Source organism: Caballeronia sp. LZ003, assembly GCF_031451465.1.
Taxonomy (GTDB): Bacteria; Pseudomonadota; Gammaproteobacteria; order Burkholderiales; family Burkholderiaceae; genus Caballeronia.
On sequence record NZ_JARUXJ010000232.1, the window covers coordinates 1 to 18,792 of the forward strand.

Here is an 18,792-nt window from a genome sequence, read left to right on the forward strand (position 1 = left end):
GAGATGAAGCTGCGTCATCGTGATGCCTCCAAGTCGCTTGTTTACTAATAGTATTCCTTATTGTAACCACAAGAAGGAGTTCTGCAGAGTCTCCTTAACGAACCTCTTTTGCCATGGCCGCTCTGACCAAGTACGTTGAAGCGATCCATCCCGCGATCTGAACCTATACCCGCGCAGTACATAGTTTGGTCCGAGGCCGTAAAACGTTTTGCGGGTTGGTCTGTGGATAACTCCATTTCGATGTATGCGTACATCGAAATACATCGTAAGCAGTCGTTCAAGGGCTCTCGCCGATCACGAGTTCGTGTCCGCTGCGCCAAGAGTTTTGAGAAGTCGGCAATGCTCCGCCTTCTGACCGTGGCAGTCAGCGACCTGTCGAAGCGCGCGCCGCATTCGCTGTAGATCCCGGATTTTGGCTTCTATAGCCTCAAGGTGACTGCGAGTCATACGGTCCGCATCCGCGCAAGGTTGATTGGGGTGATTCGCGAGCGCGAGGAGTTCGCACATCTCATCGATCGTGAAGCCGAGTTCGCGCCCGCGCCGGACGAACGCAAGTTGCTCAACAGAGGCATCGTCGTACTGTCGATATCCGTTGCTCGTACGATTTGCGGCAGGCAACAGTCCGACTTTTTCGTAGTAGCGGATGGTTTCAATATTGACACCGGAGAGCTGGCTCAGCGTACCTATGGAGTAGGTGTCGGACATAGCTTGACCCTGTAGTAGCTACAGGGTTCAGGATACCTCCTTCAGCATCTACTGGAGAGCGCTATGCCCGGACACTGTTGTGACCACTGCGAGGATGACCGGATTCGGCCAAGCGAAGGCTATCGCAAGCTGCTCTGGATCGCGTTGGCCGTTAATTTCCTAATGTTCGCGGTCGAGGTGTTGTCAGGCTTTCGCGGGAAATCTGTTTCACTGTTGGCGGATTCGCTCGACTTTCTCGGCGACGCAGCCAACTACGGAATCAGTCTGATCGTGCTAGGCATGAGCATGGCCGTTCGCGCACAGGCTTCGCGGCTGAAGGCGGCTTCCATGTTCGCGTTCGGCATTTGGGTGCTGGGCATAGCGTGCTGGCATTTCCACACTGGTGGTTTGCCGAGTGTGACTACGATGAGCGTCGTCGGAGTTTGCGCACTCTTGGCGAACGCTGCGGTAGCGGCGCTTCTCTTTCGGTACCGGGAAGGAGACAGCAACATGCGCAGCATCTGGCTGTGTACCCGTAACGACGTGCTCGGAAACGTCGCAGTCCTGCTTGCGGCCTTCGGCGTATTTGGAACCGGATCTGCGTGGCCCGATCTGATCGTTGCTGCAATCATGTCAACTTTGGCGCTGACCTCGGCAGTGCACATCCTGCGTCAGTCGAGGGCCGAATTGCGCGATGGCACAAACAGACACCCCGCTTAAGGCGTACTAAAAGACATCCTTTCGTTTCTTGTCGCGTCAGGTCCCCAGGATTTTGCGTATCGCGCGTGCGAAGCCGACGTCAAAGACGGTTCGACCATGTTCGTTCAAGATCTCTCCGTGGGTGCCCTCGCGCAATCCTTGGCGTTTCAAGTAGTCGGCCGAGACGACTTTCTCCAGCGCCTCGCGTTCGGACGGCGTGAGCTGTGTGTTGAGGCCACCTCGCGTCGGAAGCACGATGACTGGACCAGGATTGCCGGCACCGACTGGGCGTCGATCCACAACAACCTGCATGTTGGCCTTCAACAGGTTGACCTCGGCCTTCAGCTTGTCTCTCTCCGCGATGACGGCCTGCATGACCGAGCGGATGGCAGGATCATGAATCCGCGTCAGATATTCGTGGCTTGCCAGGAGCTTCGACGACTGCAATATGGCCGGCCCGACATACGCGGCCCAAGCGGATATCAGCTCTCGGTAGTCCACCGACTGCGTCTTGTAGAGGGCACGCCCCTTCAAAATACCTTCAGCCTCAAGCAAGCGACCGATCGTAGGAAACGAAAAATCGCGTGAGCCCGACGCTTGATGCCGACGGCAAATCTCATGCGTCGCTTTGAGTCTGGTTCGCCGATGCGCGCGGCCGCCCTTGGCAAGCAGCGCGTCGAGCACAACGCTCGGATGTTCTAGCGTCGTGTCACTCATCCGCCTGCCTCTTTGATGGATCGAGGTCTGCGCACCGGTGTTCCACTGGCATCCCATTTGGGCAGCAGCGCGGCGAGATCAATGCCGAACCGCTTGCTCAAGCTCTCACCCGCGTCCATCACGTTAATGACCTGCCGCGATCCGAGAACCGGGTTGCTGGGATTCATCTGCTGCGCGAGGCGACGCATAAACGCGTTCCCCGCGCAGAGTTGTTCTCCTTCACTAAGTAGCATGAACATGGGCGCCACGTTGTCGCGGTACAGCACCGCATCGAGCAACTGACTGCGCCGAAATACAGCCTTTCCGGCATCAAGATCCGGATAGAGCTCAACGTTCTCGCAAACACCAGCGAGTTGCAACAGTTCCGATTCGGTTTCTTCGAACGCGATGTGTACATCACTCGCGGTGCCGACGGCCAACAACTGTGTCGCGGTACCGCCGTCCGTTTCGAGCGCAGCTTTGCAGCGCTCAATGAGCCGCCAACAAGCCGCCAGATCCTCAGCGAAGTCGTTAAATCGCTTCAGTGAGCCTTCCCATACCCGTTCCGCTTGTCGATACGCGTCGAGAGAGAGAAATACCTGATCAGAGTCTTCGGCTTCAGCCTTTTCCTTCTTCAGATCGAGTAGCACCGTCTCGCTTACGAGGCATGCGTTGCGTGCTTCGTCGAAGTGGTAAGCGATAGTGTTGAAGTGCGCCGCGAGCGCCGGCAAATAGTGCGGCTCCGTCACGAACCAGCGGCACCGCACGCAGTTACGATTTCCTCCCGGGACGGGGGCGTGCTTCGCGTTGCCGAAATTCGTACCTGGAAAGATCTCCGGTCCTCCGTTGTGGCATCCACCTACGGCTCGATTCTCCGTCGTGTCGCTCGTGTTGCCGCCAACAATACAGACGCCGTGATGCATTGGCATCCAGCCAAGCGGATTTCGTGCCGCCGGATGTTCCGGAATCGCGCTCGCAACGCTGGCCACACTGTTACAGATTGCTGATTCCAGGAGCGCATCATGCGTAGTGTCGAGCAGAAAGTTCTGGATACTCGCGTCTTTGTTCGCCTCCAGGCGTGCCGCCGCATCGAGAAGCACATTGTGAATATGGGTCGGGCCGGGCTTGGTGTAGTACAACGTCATGACCAGACGACTATGGCCGGCAAGCTTCTGCAACACTGGAAACGGCACTTGGCCTTCGAGCGCGAGCGCTGTAATCAACGAGACTCGCAAGCTATGCAGCGGAAATAGCGTTCTCTTCGTTGATTCGGGTGGGAGCAGGCGAATGGCCATGCCATTGTGGTGTGTCTCAGCACGCGCGGCTAGACGCGATTCAAAGGCTTTTGCAGATGAAACCAGCATGTGTTGAGTGCTTGATCCTGAAGCGGGAAGTTGCGCATCCGCGCGGTAGGATACTCTGGCAACCGGAACAGAAAACACGCATCGGGGCAGTCGGCTAACTGAATCTCCGTCTTGACCATGATGTGTCGTCGATCCAGTTCTGCCCACGAGGTGCGACGCAAGATAGGGTTGTACTTCTCTTGCCAGTTACGGAGCTTCTCGAGCCAGTAAAACACGTTCTGATGAACGGCTCCGCCGTGAACCCACGGCAGCAGATACCCTTTACCTGCTCTAGTCTTCGAGATATCAGCCGTCTTGTTTGTGTTGATGTAAAGGACCGTCGACTCGTCGCCCGTGCGATCAACGGTGCGCCGGAACACGCCCTGTTGCAAAGGCCGAGATTCGCTACCTTCAGAAATCTCGCCTCTGTTGAGGCCCCAATGACCTGCCGTGTAGCGCCAAGTATCAGCTTCGCCCGAGTCAAGCACGCGAACCTGGCTGGTCCGCAGCGGCAGGATGAGCTTCACGAGCAATGCGACCCATCGGACGGGGCTCCACATTTGCAGCGCCTGGCCATTACGATAGCCGCGACTGTATTTGCGTACTCGCCAAACGCAATCCGGGTCTTCGTGGTCGATCCGGTCCTCAGAAATATCGAACCAGTCCGGCGCGCCCGCGCCGAAATGCCCGATCTTCGATCCGAGCGCGCTCTGAGCCCACTGCCAATCACAAAAATGAGGCCCGGCTGCCAGCATCTGTCGTAGTTGATCGATATAGCCATACGGAAGCGGGGAATGGACGCTCTCATCGCGCTTTGGCATTCCCTTCTTCGACAAGTGCAAGATCGGGTTGTGGTAGCCCGCAGTAACGACGGGCATGTTGCCTTCACCTATCTCACTGAAATTCCGCATCAACACAAATTGCAGGAAGCCGCGGACAACGTTGTTTGCGCTGATACCCCACGGAGAGTTCGGAACCGCAGAGCGAAAGTCCGGAAGACACGTAGTCCGTAGAAGAAAAACGGTTGGATCCAACGGCAAGCTCTGGCCGACGAGATAACGCTCGAAGAAGTAGGACAGCGCCTGCAGCCGTTGGGGGAGACCGCTCGGCTCGCCCCGCAGCCACTCTACCGCCAACATTTGCCATTCCGCAAGTTGTGGGTAGAGTTCTGTCACCCAGGTCAGGGTTGCGTCCGAGTCACGGCGCAAACTGCACTCGAGCCGTGCTGCCTTCCGGCGGCGCTTGCGTATGAGTGGAGAGGTCGCTTCCATAGGACTCGCTCGAATGCCTGTTCAAGTAAACGGGCCAAACTTCGATAGCGGCACAGCTTGATCGCCTTGAAGTCGCTTTACCGCTGCGTCGAGTGCGTCTCGGATCTCACGCAAGCCCGCTCGTGTGTAGATCTCTTGGCTCTCGATGCACGAGTGATGCATGAAACGGCGGATCAGTGACTTCTCAACGCCTGCGCGCTTCAGACGCTGCCCATAAGCATGCCGGTGCCCGTGGGGTGTTGTGCCGAGCGTCTTTCCAACTTCGAGCCCGATGCGCTTGCACGCGGCCGCGTGAGCCTTGTTGTATTGAGTGAGCGTGTACATTGCGCCGTACGGCTCGCGCTTGAGGTTGATGAAGGCGAATGGATGGTCGCGGTCAAATCGCGCGACCTGCTTCAGATAGCAGTGCCATAGCTCGAGAAACCACTCGCCGTAATGCGGCACGAACCAGTACGCCTGTTTGTAGAAAGGGGCGTCGTGCATGCCGCCCTTCCAGCCGGCGTGACGTCGATCGAGCAAATCCGTGCGCGGCACGAGACCGAAGCGTTGACCGAGGTAATCCGCCCGATTCGACTTGCGCGTGCGTCCCAGCTCGTCGCACCAGTCCGCAGGTGCGGCGCCGTATCGAGGATGGTGAATGAGCACCTTGGCTTGGCGAGGATTCTGTGAATCAGAAAATACGTCCTGTACGTAAACATGAAACGGCTCCGACTCTCGAAAGCCCGCTCCGTGCAGCAGCAACGTGATCAAGATGCCGCGATAGTCGTATTGGCCACCGTGGCGAAAGCCTTTAAATAGCAGCGCTTCGAAGTGGTGTTCGGGAAAGGCAGGTGGCTCGCTTTGAGCGATCTTCGGCAGGCTTCGATATCGAAGCCGATACCCTGAGTATCGTGGGGTCGGGTTCGACGCCCAGATATGTCCGAGGAACGCTTTGCTTCTACGATACTGGTAAGCTTCCTCATCAGTCTGTTGATCGAAGGCGCTACTTGCGTACCGCGGATTGACCATCAATGCTTCAGGACGAATCTCCCCAAGCCAACTGAAGAAGTCGCTCAGGAGGTGGATGATGATGCGCGCCGCGTCGTTCGGCGAGCGAGGTAGCCAGCAGAGTCCGGTCGCGTCCAACCCCGTCTCCCGATCAAACGTACCTGTATAAAGACGCTGCGCGAAATTCTGAAACAAGCGGTGAGCGTCGCGTTCAGACGGATTGACCTGGATGTACTCCAGAAAAAGTCTGATCGAACGTGTGACCTTGCGCATCCATTCGAGACTTCGATCATGGCTGCGGTGAAGAAAGTAGTCGACCAGCGGCTCGAGGACGCCGCTTGCAGTGAGCAAGGCGGGGATCTCGGTGTAGACGTTGGTCTCGTCTGTCAAAACCTTCGCTTTGATGTTGACGAACATCGCGCGGAAATAGCTATACGCTACGCACGATTCAAGTCAGTTCGTTGACCGTGGCGACGTCATCGTCAGGCGTCGACTGTTGCATATGGCTGCTATTCTGACGAAAGCGTCACGGCGACAAGAGAAGCAGCGCGCTTATACGCCCCGGCCGTCGCGAGCGGTCTGAGACTTCATTCGACTTCACTGCCGTCAGTGTCGGCATTCTGTGTGCGGTGTTCATGACTCATCGCAGCGCTTGCGAGCGCCGCAATAGATGCTGGAGTCTTCTCCTTACGTTCGCTATAACGGTCGTTAAGGTACTCCGAGCGGTCGCGCACGAGCAGCGTGAATTTGTAAAGCTCTTCCATCACGTCGACGACTCGATCGTAGTAGCCCGATGGCTTCATGCGACCGTCTTCGGCGAACAAACGGCTATAAGAAGTCGGGCGCAGTGAGCCGTACAGCAACAAGACGCGAGGCGGATGCTGTGATATCGCTCGGGGTTCCAGCTTGCGAAGATCGGGCGTATCAAGATGCGGAAGACTGACGTTCGGGAGTTCAGTGGACATCGTTGGGAATAGGCTACAGGGTAATGGAGCGCGAAAGCAAAGCGGCAGTCGATGGGCACAGCTCAGTTGCCTGGCGCGTTGCGAGAATCGAGGCAGGTACAAGCTCTCGGTTGACGTGCTTAAAGCCGGTCTTCGTGAAGAACGCTTCGGCGTCCGTTGTGAGCAACCATGCGGCACACGCGCTTGAGTCGAATGCCTTGCGCAGCAGCAAAGAAATCAGATTGCGGCCGATGCCTTTGCCACGATAGGGAGGCTCGACCGTCACCGAGCGGACGAGCACATCGCGCCCATATTGCTCGAAGCCGCCATAGCCGCCGCGCGAGCCATCAAGCGTGTCGAATGCGAAGAAACGACGGTTCGGTTCACTCAGGTCGTCGACCGGCAGGTGGGCGCGCACCAGAGCGTCGACAAGATTTGCATCGTCTCCCGCGATCTCTAGTGCGAGGATAAACGGGACGCCTTCCTCCTTGAGGATATTCTTGCCGGGCGATCGCTCAATGAGGTCGAGCACCACATCTGAGGGCCGGCACAACCGTGTACCGCGAGGCGTGACGACGAACGGTCTGTTGATCAGGATCGGATGAGCAAGCATCGCGTCAATCAACTGCGCGGCTGTGAGGGACGAGTCGTCAAGCTTCAAGTCGTGGTACGGCGTTCCCTTGATTCGCAACGCGTCGCGAAGGCCCATGCCGCTATGGGCGATGAGTCGTTCAAGCGTCGCCCGGTCGGGCGGCGTCTTCAAATACTCGATGACCTGCGGATTCAAACCAGCTTCGCGCAGCAGCGCGAGCACGTTGCGCGACGTACCGCATTCAGGGTTGTGATAGATGATTGTGCTCAAGGTCTTCTCTCAGGCGGCCTCGTACCATTGTTGCGAGCGGTTCTCGACGCCAACCACAAGCAGCATGACCGGCACCTCTATCAGCACGCCAACGACCGTTGCGAGCGCTGCACCCGACTGAAACCCGAACAAGCTGATCGCGGTCGCGACCGCCAGTTCGAAGAAATTGCTGGCGCCAATCAGACTCGACGGGCCTGCTACGCAGTGCGCGACACCGAGTTTGCGGTTCAGCAGATAAGCAAGTCCGGAGTTCAGAAATACCTGAATGAGGATCGGAACAGCGAGCATTGCAATGACCAAGGGCTCACTCACGATAGCCTGTCCCTGGAACGCGAAGAGCAACACCAGCGTGGCGAGCAGTGCGCAAATTGAATAAGGACCGAGACGCGACACCGTGCGATTGAAGTGCAATTCGCCCTTCGCGAGCATTACGCGACGAAGCACCTGCGCGACAACGACCGGAATGATGATGTAGAGCCCAACGGACGCGATGAGCGCATCCCACGGAACGGTGATGGCCGACAGTCCAAGCAGCAGCGCCACGATCGGCGCGAACGCGACGATCATGATCGCGTCGTTCATGGCCACTTGAGACAGCGTGAAATACGGGTCGCCCTTGCAAACCTGCGACCAAACAAAGACCATCGCTGTGCAGGGAGCCGCTGCGAGCAAAATGAGCCCGGCAATGTAGCTGTCCAGTTGCGCGGCCGGTAGCCATGCCGCAAAGATGTGGCGCACGAAGATCCAGCCGAGCAGCGCCATTGAAAACGGCTTGACGAGCTAGTTCACGAACAGCGTGACGCCGATCCCGCGCCAGTGGCCCCTGACCTGCGACATGGCGCTGAAGTCGATCTTGATGAGCATGGGAATGATCATCACCCAGATGAGCACGCCGACCGGCAAGTTGACCTGCGCCACTTCCATGCGGCCGACGGCCTGAAACAAGGACGGCAGCCATTGGCCCAACGCGATACCTGCGACGATGCACAGCGCGACCCACACCGTCAGGTATCGCTCGAAGAAGCCGATGGCGGGGCCACTTGCTCGGGAAACAGAACCAGTGCTACTCATTGCAATCCTTGGCGGTGCGTTTTACGTGCTGCTCTGCTTACGATCTGCGGGCGCACAGAAAGCGATTGGGGAAACACGGATCTCACGCGAACGGTCACGCGGCTCTCCGTAGACGGGCGCATGCTCAAGCGTTCGGAACGTCTCCCACGCGATACCCTGAGGGTCCACAGTCCAGGTCTTATCTGACTTTGCGTAGCAGCAGGTCGTCGCCGTTTGATCCGTGACGGGCAGTTCGGCATTCGCAAAACGAGTTCGCATCTCAGCGAGTTCATCATCCGACTCGCAAGTATGTATTCGGACTCGGGGGGAATAACGCTGTGGCTAAGCTCACAGCTCGCGTCCGCACGCACGAACGTCGTACCGTGCGGATTCGATATTCTCGCATCCGAGCTGCTCGGTGGCGGATGGCCGAAAGGTGCGCTTACTGACTTGCTGGTGCAGCAGCCGGGTGTCGGCGAGCTGCGTTTGCTGCTTCCCGCACTACGCGCCATCGCATCGCGACGAATAGCGTTTCTCCAGGCGCCCCATCGTTTCCAACCAGAAGCAGCCGCGTACTGGGGCCTGCCCGAGACATCGCTTCACGTAGTGCGCGCCTCGAAGACGGCCGACGCACTGTGAGCTGCCGAGCAAATTCTTCGATCCGGTACCTACGGTGCGTTGCTGTTTTGGCAGACCCATGTCCGACCCGAGGCCCTACGGCGGTTGCATCTTGCCGCGCAGACAAGCGAGACCATATTTTTCATGATTCGCCCGCTCGCCAGTGCGAGCGATACCTCGGCTGCTCCTTTGCGCATTGCAGTGCGTCCTCACCGCGATGCGGTCGCGCTTCAATTCATCAAGCGCCGTGGACCCGCGCGCGATGAGCAACTCATTGTTGAACTTTCCCACTCGCCCATCCTGTTGAACCGCCATGCAAGTCTGGATTGGCATGTACCTGCCGCACCTCAGCCGCGATGTATTCCAGCCGAACTGGTCACCGATCTCTGACGGAGGCCTGGTCGTGCTCGATCATGATCGCGTTGTCGATTGCGACATAGCCGCGCACGACGCGGGCATGCGCAAAGGCGGCGTACTGACGCTCGCGCCCGACGTCCTCATCTACGATAAAGACGAAGTCCGAGAGCAGCAGGCTGCGGTCGACGTGGCCACCGCCATGATGCAGTTCAGCCCGTTGGTCACGATTGCCCCCGAGCAAACCATTCTGATGGACATGTCCGCCAGTCTGCGACTCTTTCATGGTGCGCGCGCACTACGGCGAGCGCTGCGAGGCTCTCTGCACGCGTTCGGCTTCACGGTGCAGGTGAGCGTTGCGCCGACTGGCCAAGGTGCGTGGCTGCTGGCGCGTTATCGTGGAGGACGACGATTATCCATCCGGTCGTTCCTGCGGCAGCTCCCTTCACTTCCCGCGATGCTGCTGCCAGAAGCCCGTCGATTTGCCGACTGGTTTCAGGGGCTTGGCTGCGCCAGTGTCGCGGATCTCCGGCGCTTACCGCGCGCGGGGCTGAAGAAGCGCTGCGGCGTAGCGTTGCTCGATACCCTTGATCGGGCGGTTGGAGAGGCACCCGAACTGTACGAATGGGCTGAATCACCGCCTACGTTCAACGCTCGAATCGAGCTTCCGGACCGCGTCGAGCATGCCGAAGCCGTCCTTTTCGTGGCCCGCCGGCTGATCGTTCAGTTGACAGGTTGGCTGGCAAGCAAGCAATACGCACTCACGCGGTTTTCGATCAGTCTTGAACATGAGCGCGGCCGCTCCGCGTTGCCCCCCACGACAATTGAAATTGCGCTCGCCGAACCGACCTGGCATGAGGAGCATCTGACGCGTCTTCTCAAGGAAAGATTGGGTCGCATCGAGTTGGCGGCCGCCGTGATCGCGGTGCGGCTGGAAGTCAATAATGTAGAGGCCGCCGCGCGGCCATCGGACTCCTTGTTTCCAGAGCCAGGAGGCACAGCGGCCGACCATAACCGCTTGATGGAATTGCTCGTTGCGCGTCTGGGTGCGGAGAACGTATTACGCGCAGCTCCCATCGCGGATCATCGTCCTGAAGTGATCTCCAACTGGGTGCCGGTTACGAGCGATGCGAAAGGCTGTCCGCTTCCCGGGGATCAACCGCGCCCATCCTGGCTGCTCGAAACACCGGTGCAACTGATGACGCGCCAGCATCGGCCTTTCTACGGCAGCCCGTTGCGGACCGTATCGCCCGGTGAACGTGTCGAGGCAGGATGGTGGAACGGCGCACTGGTCACACGCGATTACTATGTTGCCGAGGCCGACGACCACACGTGTTACTGGATCTACCGTGAGCGCGTCAGCAGTCGTAGCGACGAGGATCCACGATGGTTCCTGCATGGGCTTTTCGGGTGAAGCATCATGGAGCCGTTTCCGTCAACGCTGCCCGGCTACGCCGAGTTGCAGTGCTTCTCCAACTTCACGTTTCTTCGTGGCGCTTCGCACTCGGAGGAGCTCATTCAGCGCGCTGGCCAGCTTGGCTATCTCGCGATCGCCATCACTGACGAATGCTCGCTCGCCGGCATCGTGCGCGCACACGTCGCCGCCAAGGAAGCGGATGTACGGCTTATCGTCGGCGCGCATTTCCAACTGACCAACGCTGACGGAACTGCCGCCCTTGCCTTCACGGCACTCGCCACGAATCGTAACGGCTACGGCAATCTCTCCGAACTCATTACGCTCGCTCGCACCCGCACCGTCAAGGGCACGTACCTTCTTTCGCCTCAAGATCTTGCGCGTCCAGAAGCGCCGTATGCGCATCTTAAAGGGCTGCCTGACTGCCTCATTATCTTGTCACCGGAATATCCGGCCAGAGAACAACGGCTCAGTGCCCAAATGGATTGGCTTGCACAGACGTTCGAGGGACGATGCTGGGCCGCGTTGACCCTTCATGCGCGGGCGATGGATGATATCCACCGCGGCGTCGTCGAACACGTCGCCAACCTTCATGACGTGCCGGTTGTGGCGACCGGTGCCGTCACCATGCACGTGCGCTCGCGAAAGCCCTTGCACGATACGCTGACCGCTGTGCGTCTGAATCGCTCCATCGCCGAGTGCGGGTTCGAGTTGGCTCAGAACGCGGAGCAGCACTTACGCCCACGCCTGCGTCTATCCAATTTGTATCCCGAGCGTGCGCTTGCCGAGACGCTGACAATCGCTAATCGCTGCGCATTCTCGTTGGACGAGCTGCGATACAAATATCCCGACGAACTTGTCCCACCCGGCACCACGCCCACCGCATACCTCCGGCAGGAAACCTATATTGGCGCGCATCGGCGCTTCCCTGCAGGCATTCCACATGGCGTCCAGACGCAGATCGAACATGAACTCGCGCTCGTCGCGGATCTCCGTTACGAGCCTTATTTCCTGACGGTCTACGATCTTGTACGCTTCGCTCGCAACGAAGGAATCTTGTGTCAAGGACGCGGGTCCGCAGCGAACTCAGCGGTCTGCTACTGCCTGGGCGTGACCGAGGTCGATCCCGCGCGAAGCTCGATGCTTTTCGAACGCTTCATCTCGAAGGAGCGTGGTGAGCCGCCTGACATCGACGTGGACTTCGAGCACCAGCGGCGCGAGGAAGTCATCCAGTACATTTATCGCAAATACACGCGCACACGCGCGGCGCTGGCGGCTGCCGTTACGACGTATCGCCCAAAGAGCGCCTTGCGGGACTCGGGCAAAGCGCTAGGCGTGGATCCCGTGATCGTCGACAAGGTGGCCAAGTCGCATCAGTGGTTCGACTCCAGCGCGGACCTCCTGAATCGATTTGTCGAATCAGGGCTGGACGCATCGACGCCGATCATCAAGCAATGGGCCAACCTTGCGGCACAACTGCTCAATTTCCCGCGTCATCTCTCTCAACATAGCGGTGGCTTTGTCATCGCGCGTGGCAAGCTTTCGCGGCTCGTGCCAATCGAAAACGCCGCGATGGTTGATCGCAGTGTCATTCAATGGGACAAGGACGATCTCGAAGCGCTGGGGCTGCTGAAAATGGACGTGCTCGCGCTCGGCATGCTGTCCGCCATACGGCGCACGCTCGATCTGATCGCGAAACAACGGGGAGAGCCCTTCGAGTTGCAAGACATCCCGGCCGAGGATCCTGTGACCTACGAGATGATCTGCCGCGCGGATACGGTGGGCGTCTTTCAAATCGAGTCACGCGCGCAGATGAGCATGTTGCCGCGCCTGCAGCCGCGCGAATTCTATGACCTCGTCATTGAGGTGGCGATCGTGCGACCGGGTCCCGTGCAAGGCGGCATGGTCCACCCTTATCTCAGACGCCGACAAGGCATCGAACCCGTGTCGTTTCCCAGTCCCGAGATTGAGACCGCACTTGCTCGCACGCTAGGTGTACCAATCTTTCAGGAGCAGGTCATGCAAGTCGCGATGCTCGCCGCCGGCTTCACGCCGGGCGAGGCCGATCAATTACGACGTGCGATGGCCGCATGGCGTCGCAAAGGCGGCCTGCAGCAGTACTACGATCGCATCGTCAGCGGCATGCTCGAGCGCGGCTACGATCGTGACTTCGCAGAATCGATTTTCTCGCAGATACAGGGGTTCGGCGAGTACGGGTTTCCTGAAAGCCACGCGGCAAGCTTCGCCCTGCTCGTCTACGCAAGTTGCTGGCTCAAGTGCCATGAACGGGCAGCGTTTCTTTGCGCAATGCTCAACAGTCAACCGATGGGTTTCTATTCTCCCTCGCAATTGGTGCAGGACGCCAAGCGTCACAACGTGCGCGTGCTGCCAATCGACGTCACGATCAGCAACTGGGACTCGGCGCTCAAAGGTGAAGGCTCGATGGCGCCGGTTCGCCTTGGCATGTCGCTAATTCGCGGCATGCGGGACGAGGCGGCTGCGCGCATCGAGGCTGCTCGATCGGTCAAGCCATTTGAGACGGTCAACCTGGCCAACCGCGCCCGGCTCGATCGGCGCGACCTGCAATTGCTGGCTGACTCGAACGCGCTCGCTTCACTCTCTGGAAATCGGCGAGAGGCACTTTGGCAGGCGGTTGCGGCTGTTCCGGACAAAGATCTGTTGCGGGCGACCGCATGAGAGGAAGAAGTGCCCGTATTAGGTGCGCCGACCGAAGCGCAGGACATCGTAGGCGACTACCACGCAACCGGGCTAACGTTAAATCGACATCCGCTTGCGCTGCTGCGCGAAAGGCTCGACGGGAAAAAAATTTTTGCCGCATCAAAACTCGCGACCTACCCAAATGGTCGGCGTGCCAAAGCGTGCGGAATCGTGACCGTACGCCAGCGCCCGGGAACCGCGAAAGGTGTGCTTTTTATCACGCTAGAGGACGAGACTGGCCAGATCAATGTGATCGTCTGGCCTTCGCTGGTCGAGAAATTCAGAAGAGAAGCCCTTGGTGCTTCGCTCCTCGGAGTTTATGGGGTGTGGCAAAAGGAAGGGGAAGTAAAGCATCTCGTCGCGAATAGGCTCATCGACATGACGGCACTATTAGGGCATTTGGCCACGTCGAGCCGGAACTTTCACTGAAGCAAAACTTCGCGGCGAATGAAACCCGCAACAAGGAACCGTTGCCGACCGCAACCTTACGCAAAAATCAACAAGCCACTCTTAGCTGCTGTTCAACCGAAAGCCGTGCGAGCGACCGTTGGGTCTGCTTATGGGCATCTAGGAGCCATATGCCGTTGCGGACATTCGAGCCGCTCGATTCAACGAGCGCACGAGGCCAAGCCTCTTGAGATGCGGAGTCACTAGGCTCCGGACAAAAGAGATGCAAAAAGCTGCATCTTTCGCGTCCACGTTCATCCGAATTCTCTTCACCATTCCATGCTATGCCCCGGTTGCCTAACGTGCGTCTGCGAATCGGGCGCATACGGGCGACAACCACGCCTTGACTCGGCGATGTTCCGGTAACACTGAACGCTCACCCGTCCACCCGCGTGAATGAGGCGTCGTGAGGACAAGAACAATCAGAGCACTTGTCAGGCGTCCATTAACACCAACGAGGTTTGCAGAAAAATGTCGGTTGCAATTCCATCCTTTCGCCTGACGGCGTTGACAGCGCTAGCGGCGGCCGCCACGCTCACCGCATGTGGCGGGAGTTCCGGCTCCTCAGATGCGTCGAGCACGACGGGTCAACCTCAAATCGCCGCCTCCCCTCAAAAGGCCCCGATGGGCGGGCAAATTCCCCCACTTGTGGGCACTTAAAATCCCCCACCTAGAGACACGCGAAGCATGTTGCTAGCGCGGTCTGGCAGGACGTTACCTTGCACCCCTCGAATGAATAAGAGGGGTTGTTGGAGTGAATGTCTTGAAGCCGCATCTGCAAACAACCATCGCCACGCTCGTCGCCGCGGGCAAACGTCAGCGGGAGATTGCCCGGGTTACGGGCGTTGACCGCAAGACGATCCGTAAGTATCAGGAGCAATTCGCGGCGGCGCAGGCAAATTCCCCCACGGTGCCCACCGGCCCCGAGCTGCAAATTCCTCCACCCTGCCCACCGACAAAGGGCAGCCAGCTATCGGCCTGCGAGCGACACCGCGAGTTCATAGAAGCCCATTTGCGGTTGCGGCGCAACGCCATGGCCATCTACCAGGATCTGGTGGACCGGTTTGGGTTCGCCGCCGGATATGACAGCGTCAAGCGGTTCGTGCGGACATTGCGTCATCATGAGCCCGCCCAGTTTGACCGGCTGGACTTCCTGCCCGGCGAGGAAGCGCAGGTTGACTATGGCGAAGGAGCCCCGACCCGGGTGCCGGGCACAACCCGCTACCGCAAGCCGCGGCTATTCGTGATGACGCTTCGTTACTCGCGGCGCTGCTTCCGCCGCGTCGTATGGAAGTCCAGCAAGCAGGTCTGGGCCGAACTGCACGAGCAGGCCTGGCGCCACTTTGGTGGCGTTACGCAATACGTCGTCCTCGACAATCTGAAGGAAGGCGTTGTCAAACCGGACCTGTACGAGCCGGAACTCAATCCGGTGTATGCCGCCATGCTCGCTCACTACGGCGTGGTAGCGGACCCGGCTCGCGTACGAGATCCGAATCGAAAGGGCACTGTCGAGAACGCAATCCAGCATACCCAGGGCACGGCCCTGAAAGGACGCCGGTTTGAATCGATCGAGGAGCAGAACGCCTTCCTCGAGCAATGGGAATCGAACTGGGCGGCCAGAAGAATCCACGGCAGCACTCGTCGCCAGGTCCAGGCGATGTTCGAGGAGGAGCGCCCCCATCTGCGCGCTTTGCCCACGCGCAACTTCGAATACTTCACCGACAAAGTCTACATGGTCTGCGACGACACGTGCGTACGGGTAGACCACAGCAGCTACGCAGCCCAACCGGCTTCCATCGGCAGCCGGGTACTGGTGCGTAAATTTGCCCGTCACCTAGAAGTCCGCAACCTCCAGACACAGGCGTTGCTGCGCACTCACATGCTGGCCGACAGGCCGGGCACGGTGCTGCTACCGCAGCACGAGCGGCCGTTCAATCCCTCCCGCGAAACGCGCCGCATCCTCGCGCAGGCCAAGACCATCGGGCCGTCGGCCGAGCGCCTGTGCCAGCATCTGTTCGACACCGAAGGCCGGGTCGGTCAGCGCAAGCTCTGGGGCATCGTCGGCCTGGTCCGGCGCTATCCCCGCCGCCTGATCGAATCGGCCTGCGAGATCGCCATGAGAGAAGGCGTGCCCAGCTACAAGCACGTCAAGGCGCTGACCGAGCGTCTGCTGGAGCAGGCGCTGGCTGAACTGGACGCGCCCGTCCAGGGCGAACTGCCCTTGACCCAGGAACATCACCTCATCCGGGACGGCGATGACTATGCCGACCTGTTCACTCTCGGCGCTAAGCACAGCGCCGCCATGCCATCAAACCACGGAGATATCTCTTGAGCATGAGCCTTGCCGAAATCGACCGCGCGCTGCGCGAACTTCGCCTGTCGGGTATCAGCGCGACACTCGAAACCCGGGTACTGCAGGCCCAGGCCAGCCAGCAGCCGTTCCTCGAAACCTTCTCCATGATTCTGCAAGACGAGCTCGATCGCCGGCAATCCCGGTTGCTCGAACGACGATACCAGCAGTCCGGGCTGGACGAGCGCAAAACCCTGAGCGACTTCGACTGGTCCTTCAATCGAAAGTACCGCGTCAGGCTTGCTTCGAGTTACACACCCTGAAGTTCGTCACCGACAGCGACAACGCATTGCTGATCGGAAAAACGGGCACTGGCAAAAGCCATGTCGCCAAGGCCATCGCCTATAACGCTACCCTGCAGGGAATGAAGGTGCGCTATGTCGAGTCCGACACGGTGTTCGCCGGCTATGCGGTGGAAACACGGGCCGATCAGGATCGGCTGCTCAAGGCACTCGTTGAGCCCGAACTCCTCGTGCTTGACGATCTGTTCCTCGCTAAACGCATCCCTGATGCCGCAGCCGAACTGCTGCAGACCCTTGTTCACCAACGATACAAGCATCGCCGCAGCATTCTCGTCACATCCAACCGCATCGTCCAGGACTGGGGGCGCTACCTTCGCGACAACACCATGGCCTCAACGATTCTCGACCGGCTACTGCATCGCTCCAAGCTCCTGGAGTTTGAAGGCAAGAGCTATCGCCTGCGTGAAGCTGCCACCAGACTTGCCGTCAATGAGGAACCCGACGCATAATCCGCTCGTCCTGCCTGGGGGAATTTAGCCGCCCACAAGTGGAGGAAATTGACCTGCCCATCGGGGCAAAAGGTGACGTTCTTACCACCATCATTGACTGCCCAAGGAGTTTCAGCCACTGGCGACCCGATTGCAGACGGTGTCGCGTTTATGAATGCAGTTCGGCAAAACGTCGGCTACCCGACAGCGATCGTGGTCGACAACGGACTAACTACATCGTCCCAAAATCACGCTGCTTACCTCGTCGCGAACTCGTCGATGGGTCATTACGAAACCGTCGGCCTGCCCGGATATACAGGTGCGTCTCCGTTCGATCGCATCGCGGCCGTGGGCTTCCCGAACATCGCCTCGGAGGTGACGGTTGCCGGCGATGTGCGTGCATTCGTTAGCTCGTTGACCGCCGTCCAACTGATATTCGACGCTCCCTACCACCGTATGGGAATGCTGGAGGATTACGCGCGCATGGGCATAGGCGGCGTTACCGGCAATACGTGGGGGGCGTTCAACATCAATTTCGGAAACCGCACGACCGACCTGCGCTCGTCGCAGGTTGTTGCCTATCCCTACGCTGGTCAAACAGGTGTTCCCACGAAGTGGTACGCGTATGAGGATCCCGATCCATTCGCGTCAGCGCCGCAGTACACGCAAACGTACACCGGCTATCCAGTGACGATCGAGGGGAAGCTGTTTTCGAAGTTGAGTTCGGTGAACATCACCATAACCGACGGCAGCGGCAACGCTGTGCTATGCCAACTGCAGACGCCCCAAAATGACTCGCACCTAACGTCAGGCGCAATGTGCATTCCATTCACGCCGCTCACTGCCAGCTCGGCCTACACGGTGCACGCAGTCGGCGTACTGACCGACCCATTTGAGGCAGGCACGCCTGCGCATCCGATCGACCTGACATGGTCGTTCACTACAGCACCCAGCAGCGATGGGAAGGCGAAGGCGGCGAATTATGGTGTCCGGCCGCCAGTAGTTCAGTAAGCGCCTTCCGCCGAAGAGCAGAGCTTTCGAATTGTCTAGGAAGTCAGTTTCCTGTCGTTGATCAAATAACCATGTGAGACCATGCAAAGCCATATCCTGCCAGTTGCAGTGATCGTCCTTTTAACCGTAATGATCGTCATCATCGCAACCAAGGCAGTCATTTCGAAACCAAGATATAAAGCAGTTCCATTGCTCACTCCTAACGAGACGGAGTTTTTTGAGCGACTTCGTCGCGCGCTGCCGGAGACCTCCATTTTTCCGCAAGTCGCGATGTCCGCAATCATCCAGCCACGCGCCACCGGCAAACAGAGGGTGGTCGACTTACGCCGGATCTCCCAGAAACGCTTTGACTACGCGGTGTACGACAAGCACCTGACGCTCCTCGCAGTCGTTGAGCTTGACGATCGAACCCACGATTCGGCACGTGACGCGGTGCGTGACGCATACCTCTCTAGCGCTGGCATTCGGACAATCCGGTTCCAGTCTAAAGCGAAGCCCGACTTACAAAAAATCCGCGCAGCGTTCTTCCCCTCTAAGAGTTCGAACCTTTCCACAGTCGGCTCTTCTCTTTTCGCTGAAGCGGGCGAGAAGTCCATTACTTGACTCTGCTGAAA

Annotated in this window: 12 protein-coding genes and 4 pseudogenes; 8 read left to right on the plus strand and 8 right to left on the minus strand. The window is 58.8% G+C overall.

From position 1 onward, the window contains the following. Window positions 1–294 precede the first annotated feature (294 nt). The gene (locus tag QCE79_RS35260; protein ID WP_309852664.1) at window positions 295–705 is read right to left on the minus strand and encodes a helix-turn-helix domain-containing protein; all 411 of its coding nucleotides are present in this window, start codon (window positions 703–705) and stop codon (window positions 295–297) included. 63 nt (window positions 706–768) lie between these two features. Here QCE79_RS35260 and QCE79_RS35265 point away from each other — a divergent pair, with 63 nt between their 5' ends. Further along, window positions 769–1,404, plus strand: coding sequence for a cation transporter (locus QCE79_RS35265; protein WP_309852667.1), 636 nt, complete (start codon window positions 769–771; stop codon window positions 1,402–1,404). 36 nt (window positions 1,405–1,440) lie between these two features. Here the strand turns inward: QCE79_RS35265 and gmtX are convergent, their stop codons facing one another. The 7 genes and pseudogenes from gmtX to arsB all read right to left on the minus strand — a co-directional run bounded on the left by gmtX (window position 1,441) and on the right by arsB (window position 8,557). Continuing rightward, complete coding sequence (gene gmtX / locus QCE79_RS35270; RefSeq protein WP_309852669.1) at window positions 1,441–2,100, minus strand: gamma-mobile-trio protein GmtX; 660 nt, start codon at window positions 2,098–2,100, stop codon at window positions 1,441–1,443. Beyond that, window positions 2,097–3,443 carry a hypothetical protein gene (locus tag QCE79_RS35275; protein WP_309852672.1) on the minus strand — a complete coding sequence of 449 codons (1,347 nt, stop codon included), beginning with the start codon at window positions 3,441–3,443 and terminating at the stop codon, window positions 2,097–2,099. Before QCE79_RS35275 ends, gmtX begins: the two co-directional genes overlap by 4 nt. Beyond that, a complete protein-coding gene (locus tag QCE79_RS35280; RefSeq protein ID WP_309852676.1) occupies window positions 3,404–4,693 on the minus strand; it encodes an integrase family protein in 1,290 nt (429 codons plus the stop codon). The genes QCE79_RS35275 and QCE79_RS35280 overlap by 40 nt, the downstream gene beginning before the upstream one ends. 21 nt (window positions 4,694–4,714) lie before the next feature. Beyond that, window positions 4,715–6,097: a gamma-mobile-trio recombinase GmtY gene (gmtY, locus tag QCE79_RS35285; RefSeq protein ID WP_309852679.1), complete on the minus strand. Its 1,383-nt coding sequence runs from the start codon at window positions 6,095–6,097 to the stop codon at window positions 4,715–4,717. A gap of 170 nt (window positions 6,098–6,267) precedes the next feature. Then, window positions 6,268–6,645, minus strand: coding sequence for a hypothetical protein (locus QCE79_RS35290; RefSeq protein WP_309852682.1), 378 nt, complete (start codon window positions 6,643–6,645; stop codon window positions 6,268–6,270). A 13-nt stretch (window positions 6,646–6,658) separates the two neighbouring features. Then, window positions 6,659–7,486, minus strand: coding sequence for an arsenic resistance N-acetyltransferase ArsN2 (arsN2, locus tag QCE79_RS35295; protein ID WP_309852685.1), 828 nt, complete (start codon window positions 7,484–7,486; stop codon window positions 6,659–6,661). Window positions 7,487–7,495: 9 nt separating this feature from the next. Continuing rightward, a pseudogene (gene arsB, locus QCE79_RS35300) lies at window positions 7,496–8,557 on the minus strand (ACR3 family arsenite efflux transporter). 288 nt (window positions 8,558–8,845) lie between these two features. Between arsB and imuA the strand changes: the two are divergent. The 7 genes and pseudogenes from imuA (at window position 8,846) to QCE79_RS35340 (ending at window position 18,781) form a co-directional block, all read left to right on the plus strand. Continuing rightward, window positions 8,846–9,544 (plus strand): annotated as a pseudogene (gene imuA / locus QCE79_RS35310) (translesion DNA synthesis-associated protein ImuA). Next, window positions 9,468–10,922 carry a DNA polymerase Y family protein gene (locus tag QCE79_RS35315; RefSeq protein ID WP_309852688.1) on the plus strand — a complete coding sequence of 485 codons (1,455 nt, stop codon included), beginning with the start codon at window positions 9,468–9,470 and terminating at the stop codon, window positions 10,920–10,922. Before imuA ends, QCE79_RS35315 begins: the two are co-directional and overlap by 77 nt. 6 nt (window positions 10,923–10,928) lie before the next feature. Then, window positions 10,929–14,069, plus strand: a pseudogene (locus QCE79_RS35320) (error-prone DNA polymerase). Between the two features lie 772 nt (window positions 14,070–14,841). Then, window positions 14,842–16,419 (plus strand): IS21 family transposase, encoded by a 1,578-nt coding sequence (istA, locus tag QCE79_RS35325; protein WP_309852691.1) that lies wholly within the window; start codon window positions 14,842–14,844, stop codon window positions 16,417–16,419. Window positions 16,420–16,421: 2 nt separating this feature from the next. Beyond that, window positions 16,422–17,188: pseudogene (gene istB, locus QCE79_RS35330) on the plus strand (IS21-like element helper ATPase IstB). 150 nt (window positions 17,189–17,338) lie between these two features. Next, a complete protein-coding gene (locus tag QCE79_RS35335) occupies window positions 17,339–18,178 on the plus strand; it encodes a CAP domain-containing protein (protein ID WP_309852694.1) in 840 nt (279 codons plus the stop codon). An 81-nt stretch (window positions 18,179–18,259) separates the two neighbouring features. Next, complete coding sequence (locus QCE79_RS35340) at window positions 18,260–18,781, plus strand: DUF2726 domain-containing protein (RefSeq protein WP_309852696.1); 522 nt, start codon at window positions 18,260–18,262, stop codon at window positions 18,779–18,781. Window positions 18,782–18,792 lie beyond the last annotated feature (11 nt).

What these genes read in the sequence shown, in the direction of transcription:
- QCE79_RS35260 (WP_309852664.1), bottom strand. Translation starts at nt 705, where the DNA reads ATGTCCGACACCTACTCCATAGGTACGCTGAGCCAGCTCTCCGGTGTC.
- QCE79_RS35265 (WP_309852667.1), top strand. Translation starts at nt 769, where the DNA reads ATGCCCGGACACTGTTGTGACCACTGCGAGGATGACCGGATTCGGCCA.
- gmtX (WP_309852669.1), bottom strand. Translation starts at nt 2,100, where the DNA reads ATGAGTGACACGACGCTAGAACATCCGAGCGTTGTGCTCGACGCGCTG.
- QCE79_RS35275 (WP_309852672.1), bottom strand. Translation starts at nt 3,443, where the DNA reads ATGCTGGTTTCATCTGCAAAAGCCTTTGAATCGCGTCTAGCCGCGCGT.
- QCE79_RS35280 (WP_309852676.1), bottom strand. Translation starts at nt 4,693, where the DNA reads ATGGAAGCGACCTCTCCACTCATACGCAAGCGCCGCCGGAAGGCAGCA.
- gmtY (WP_309852679.1), bottom strand. Translation starts at nt 6,097, where the DNA reads ATGTTCGTCAACATCAAAGCGAAGGTTTTGACAGACGAGACCAACGTC.
- QCE79_RS35290 (WP_309852682.1), bottom strand. Translation starts at nt 6,645, where the DNA reads ATGTCCACTGAACTCCCGAACGTCAGTCTTCCGCATCTTGATACGCCC.
- QCE79_RS35315 (WP_309852688.1), top strand. Translation starts at nt 9,468, where the DNA reads ATGCAAGTCTGGATTGGCATGTACCTGCCGCACCTCAGCCGCGATGTA.
- QCE79_RS35335 (WP_309852694.1), top strand. Translation starts at nt 17,339, where the DNA reads ATGAATGCAGTTCGGCAAAACGTCGGCTACCCGACAGCGATCGTGGTC.
- QCE79_RS35340 (WP_309852696.1), top strand. Translation starts at nt 18,260, where the DNA reads ATGCAAAGCCATATCCTGCCAGTTGCAGTGATCGTCCTTTTAACCGTA.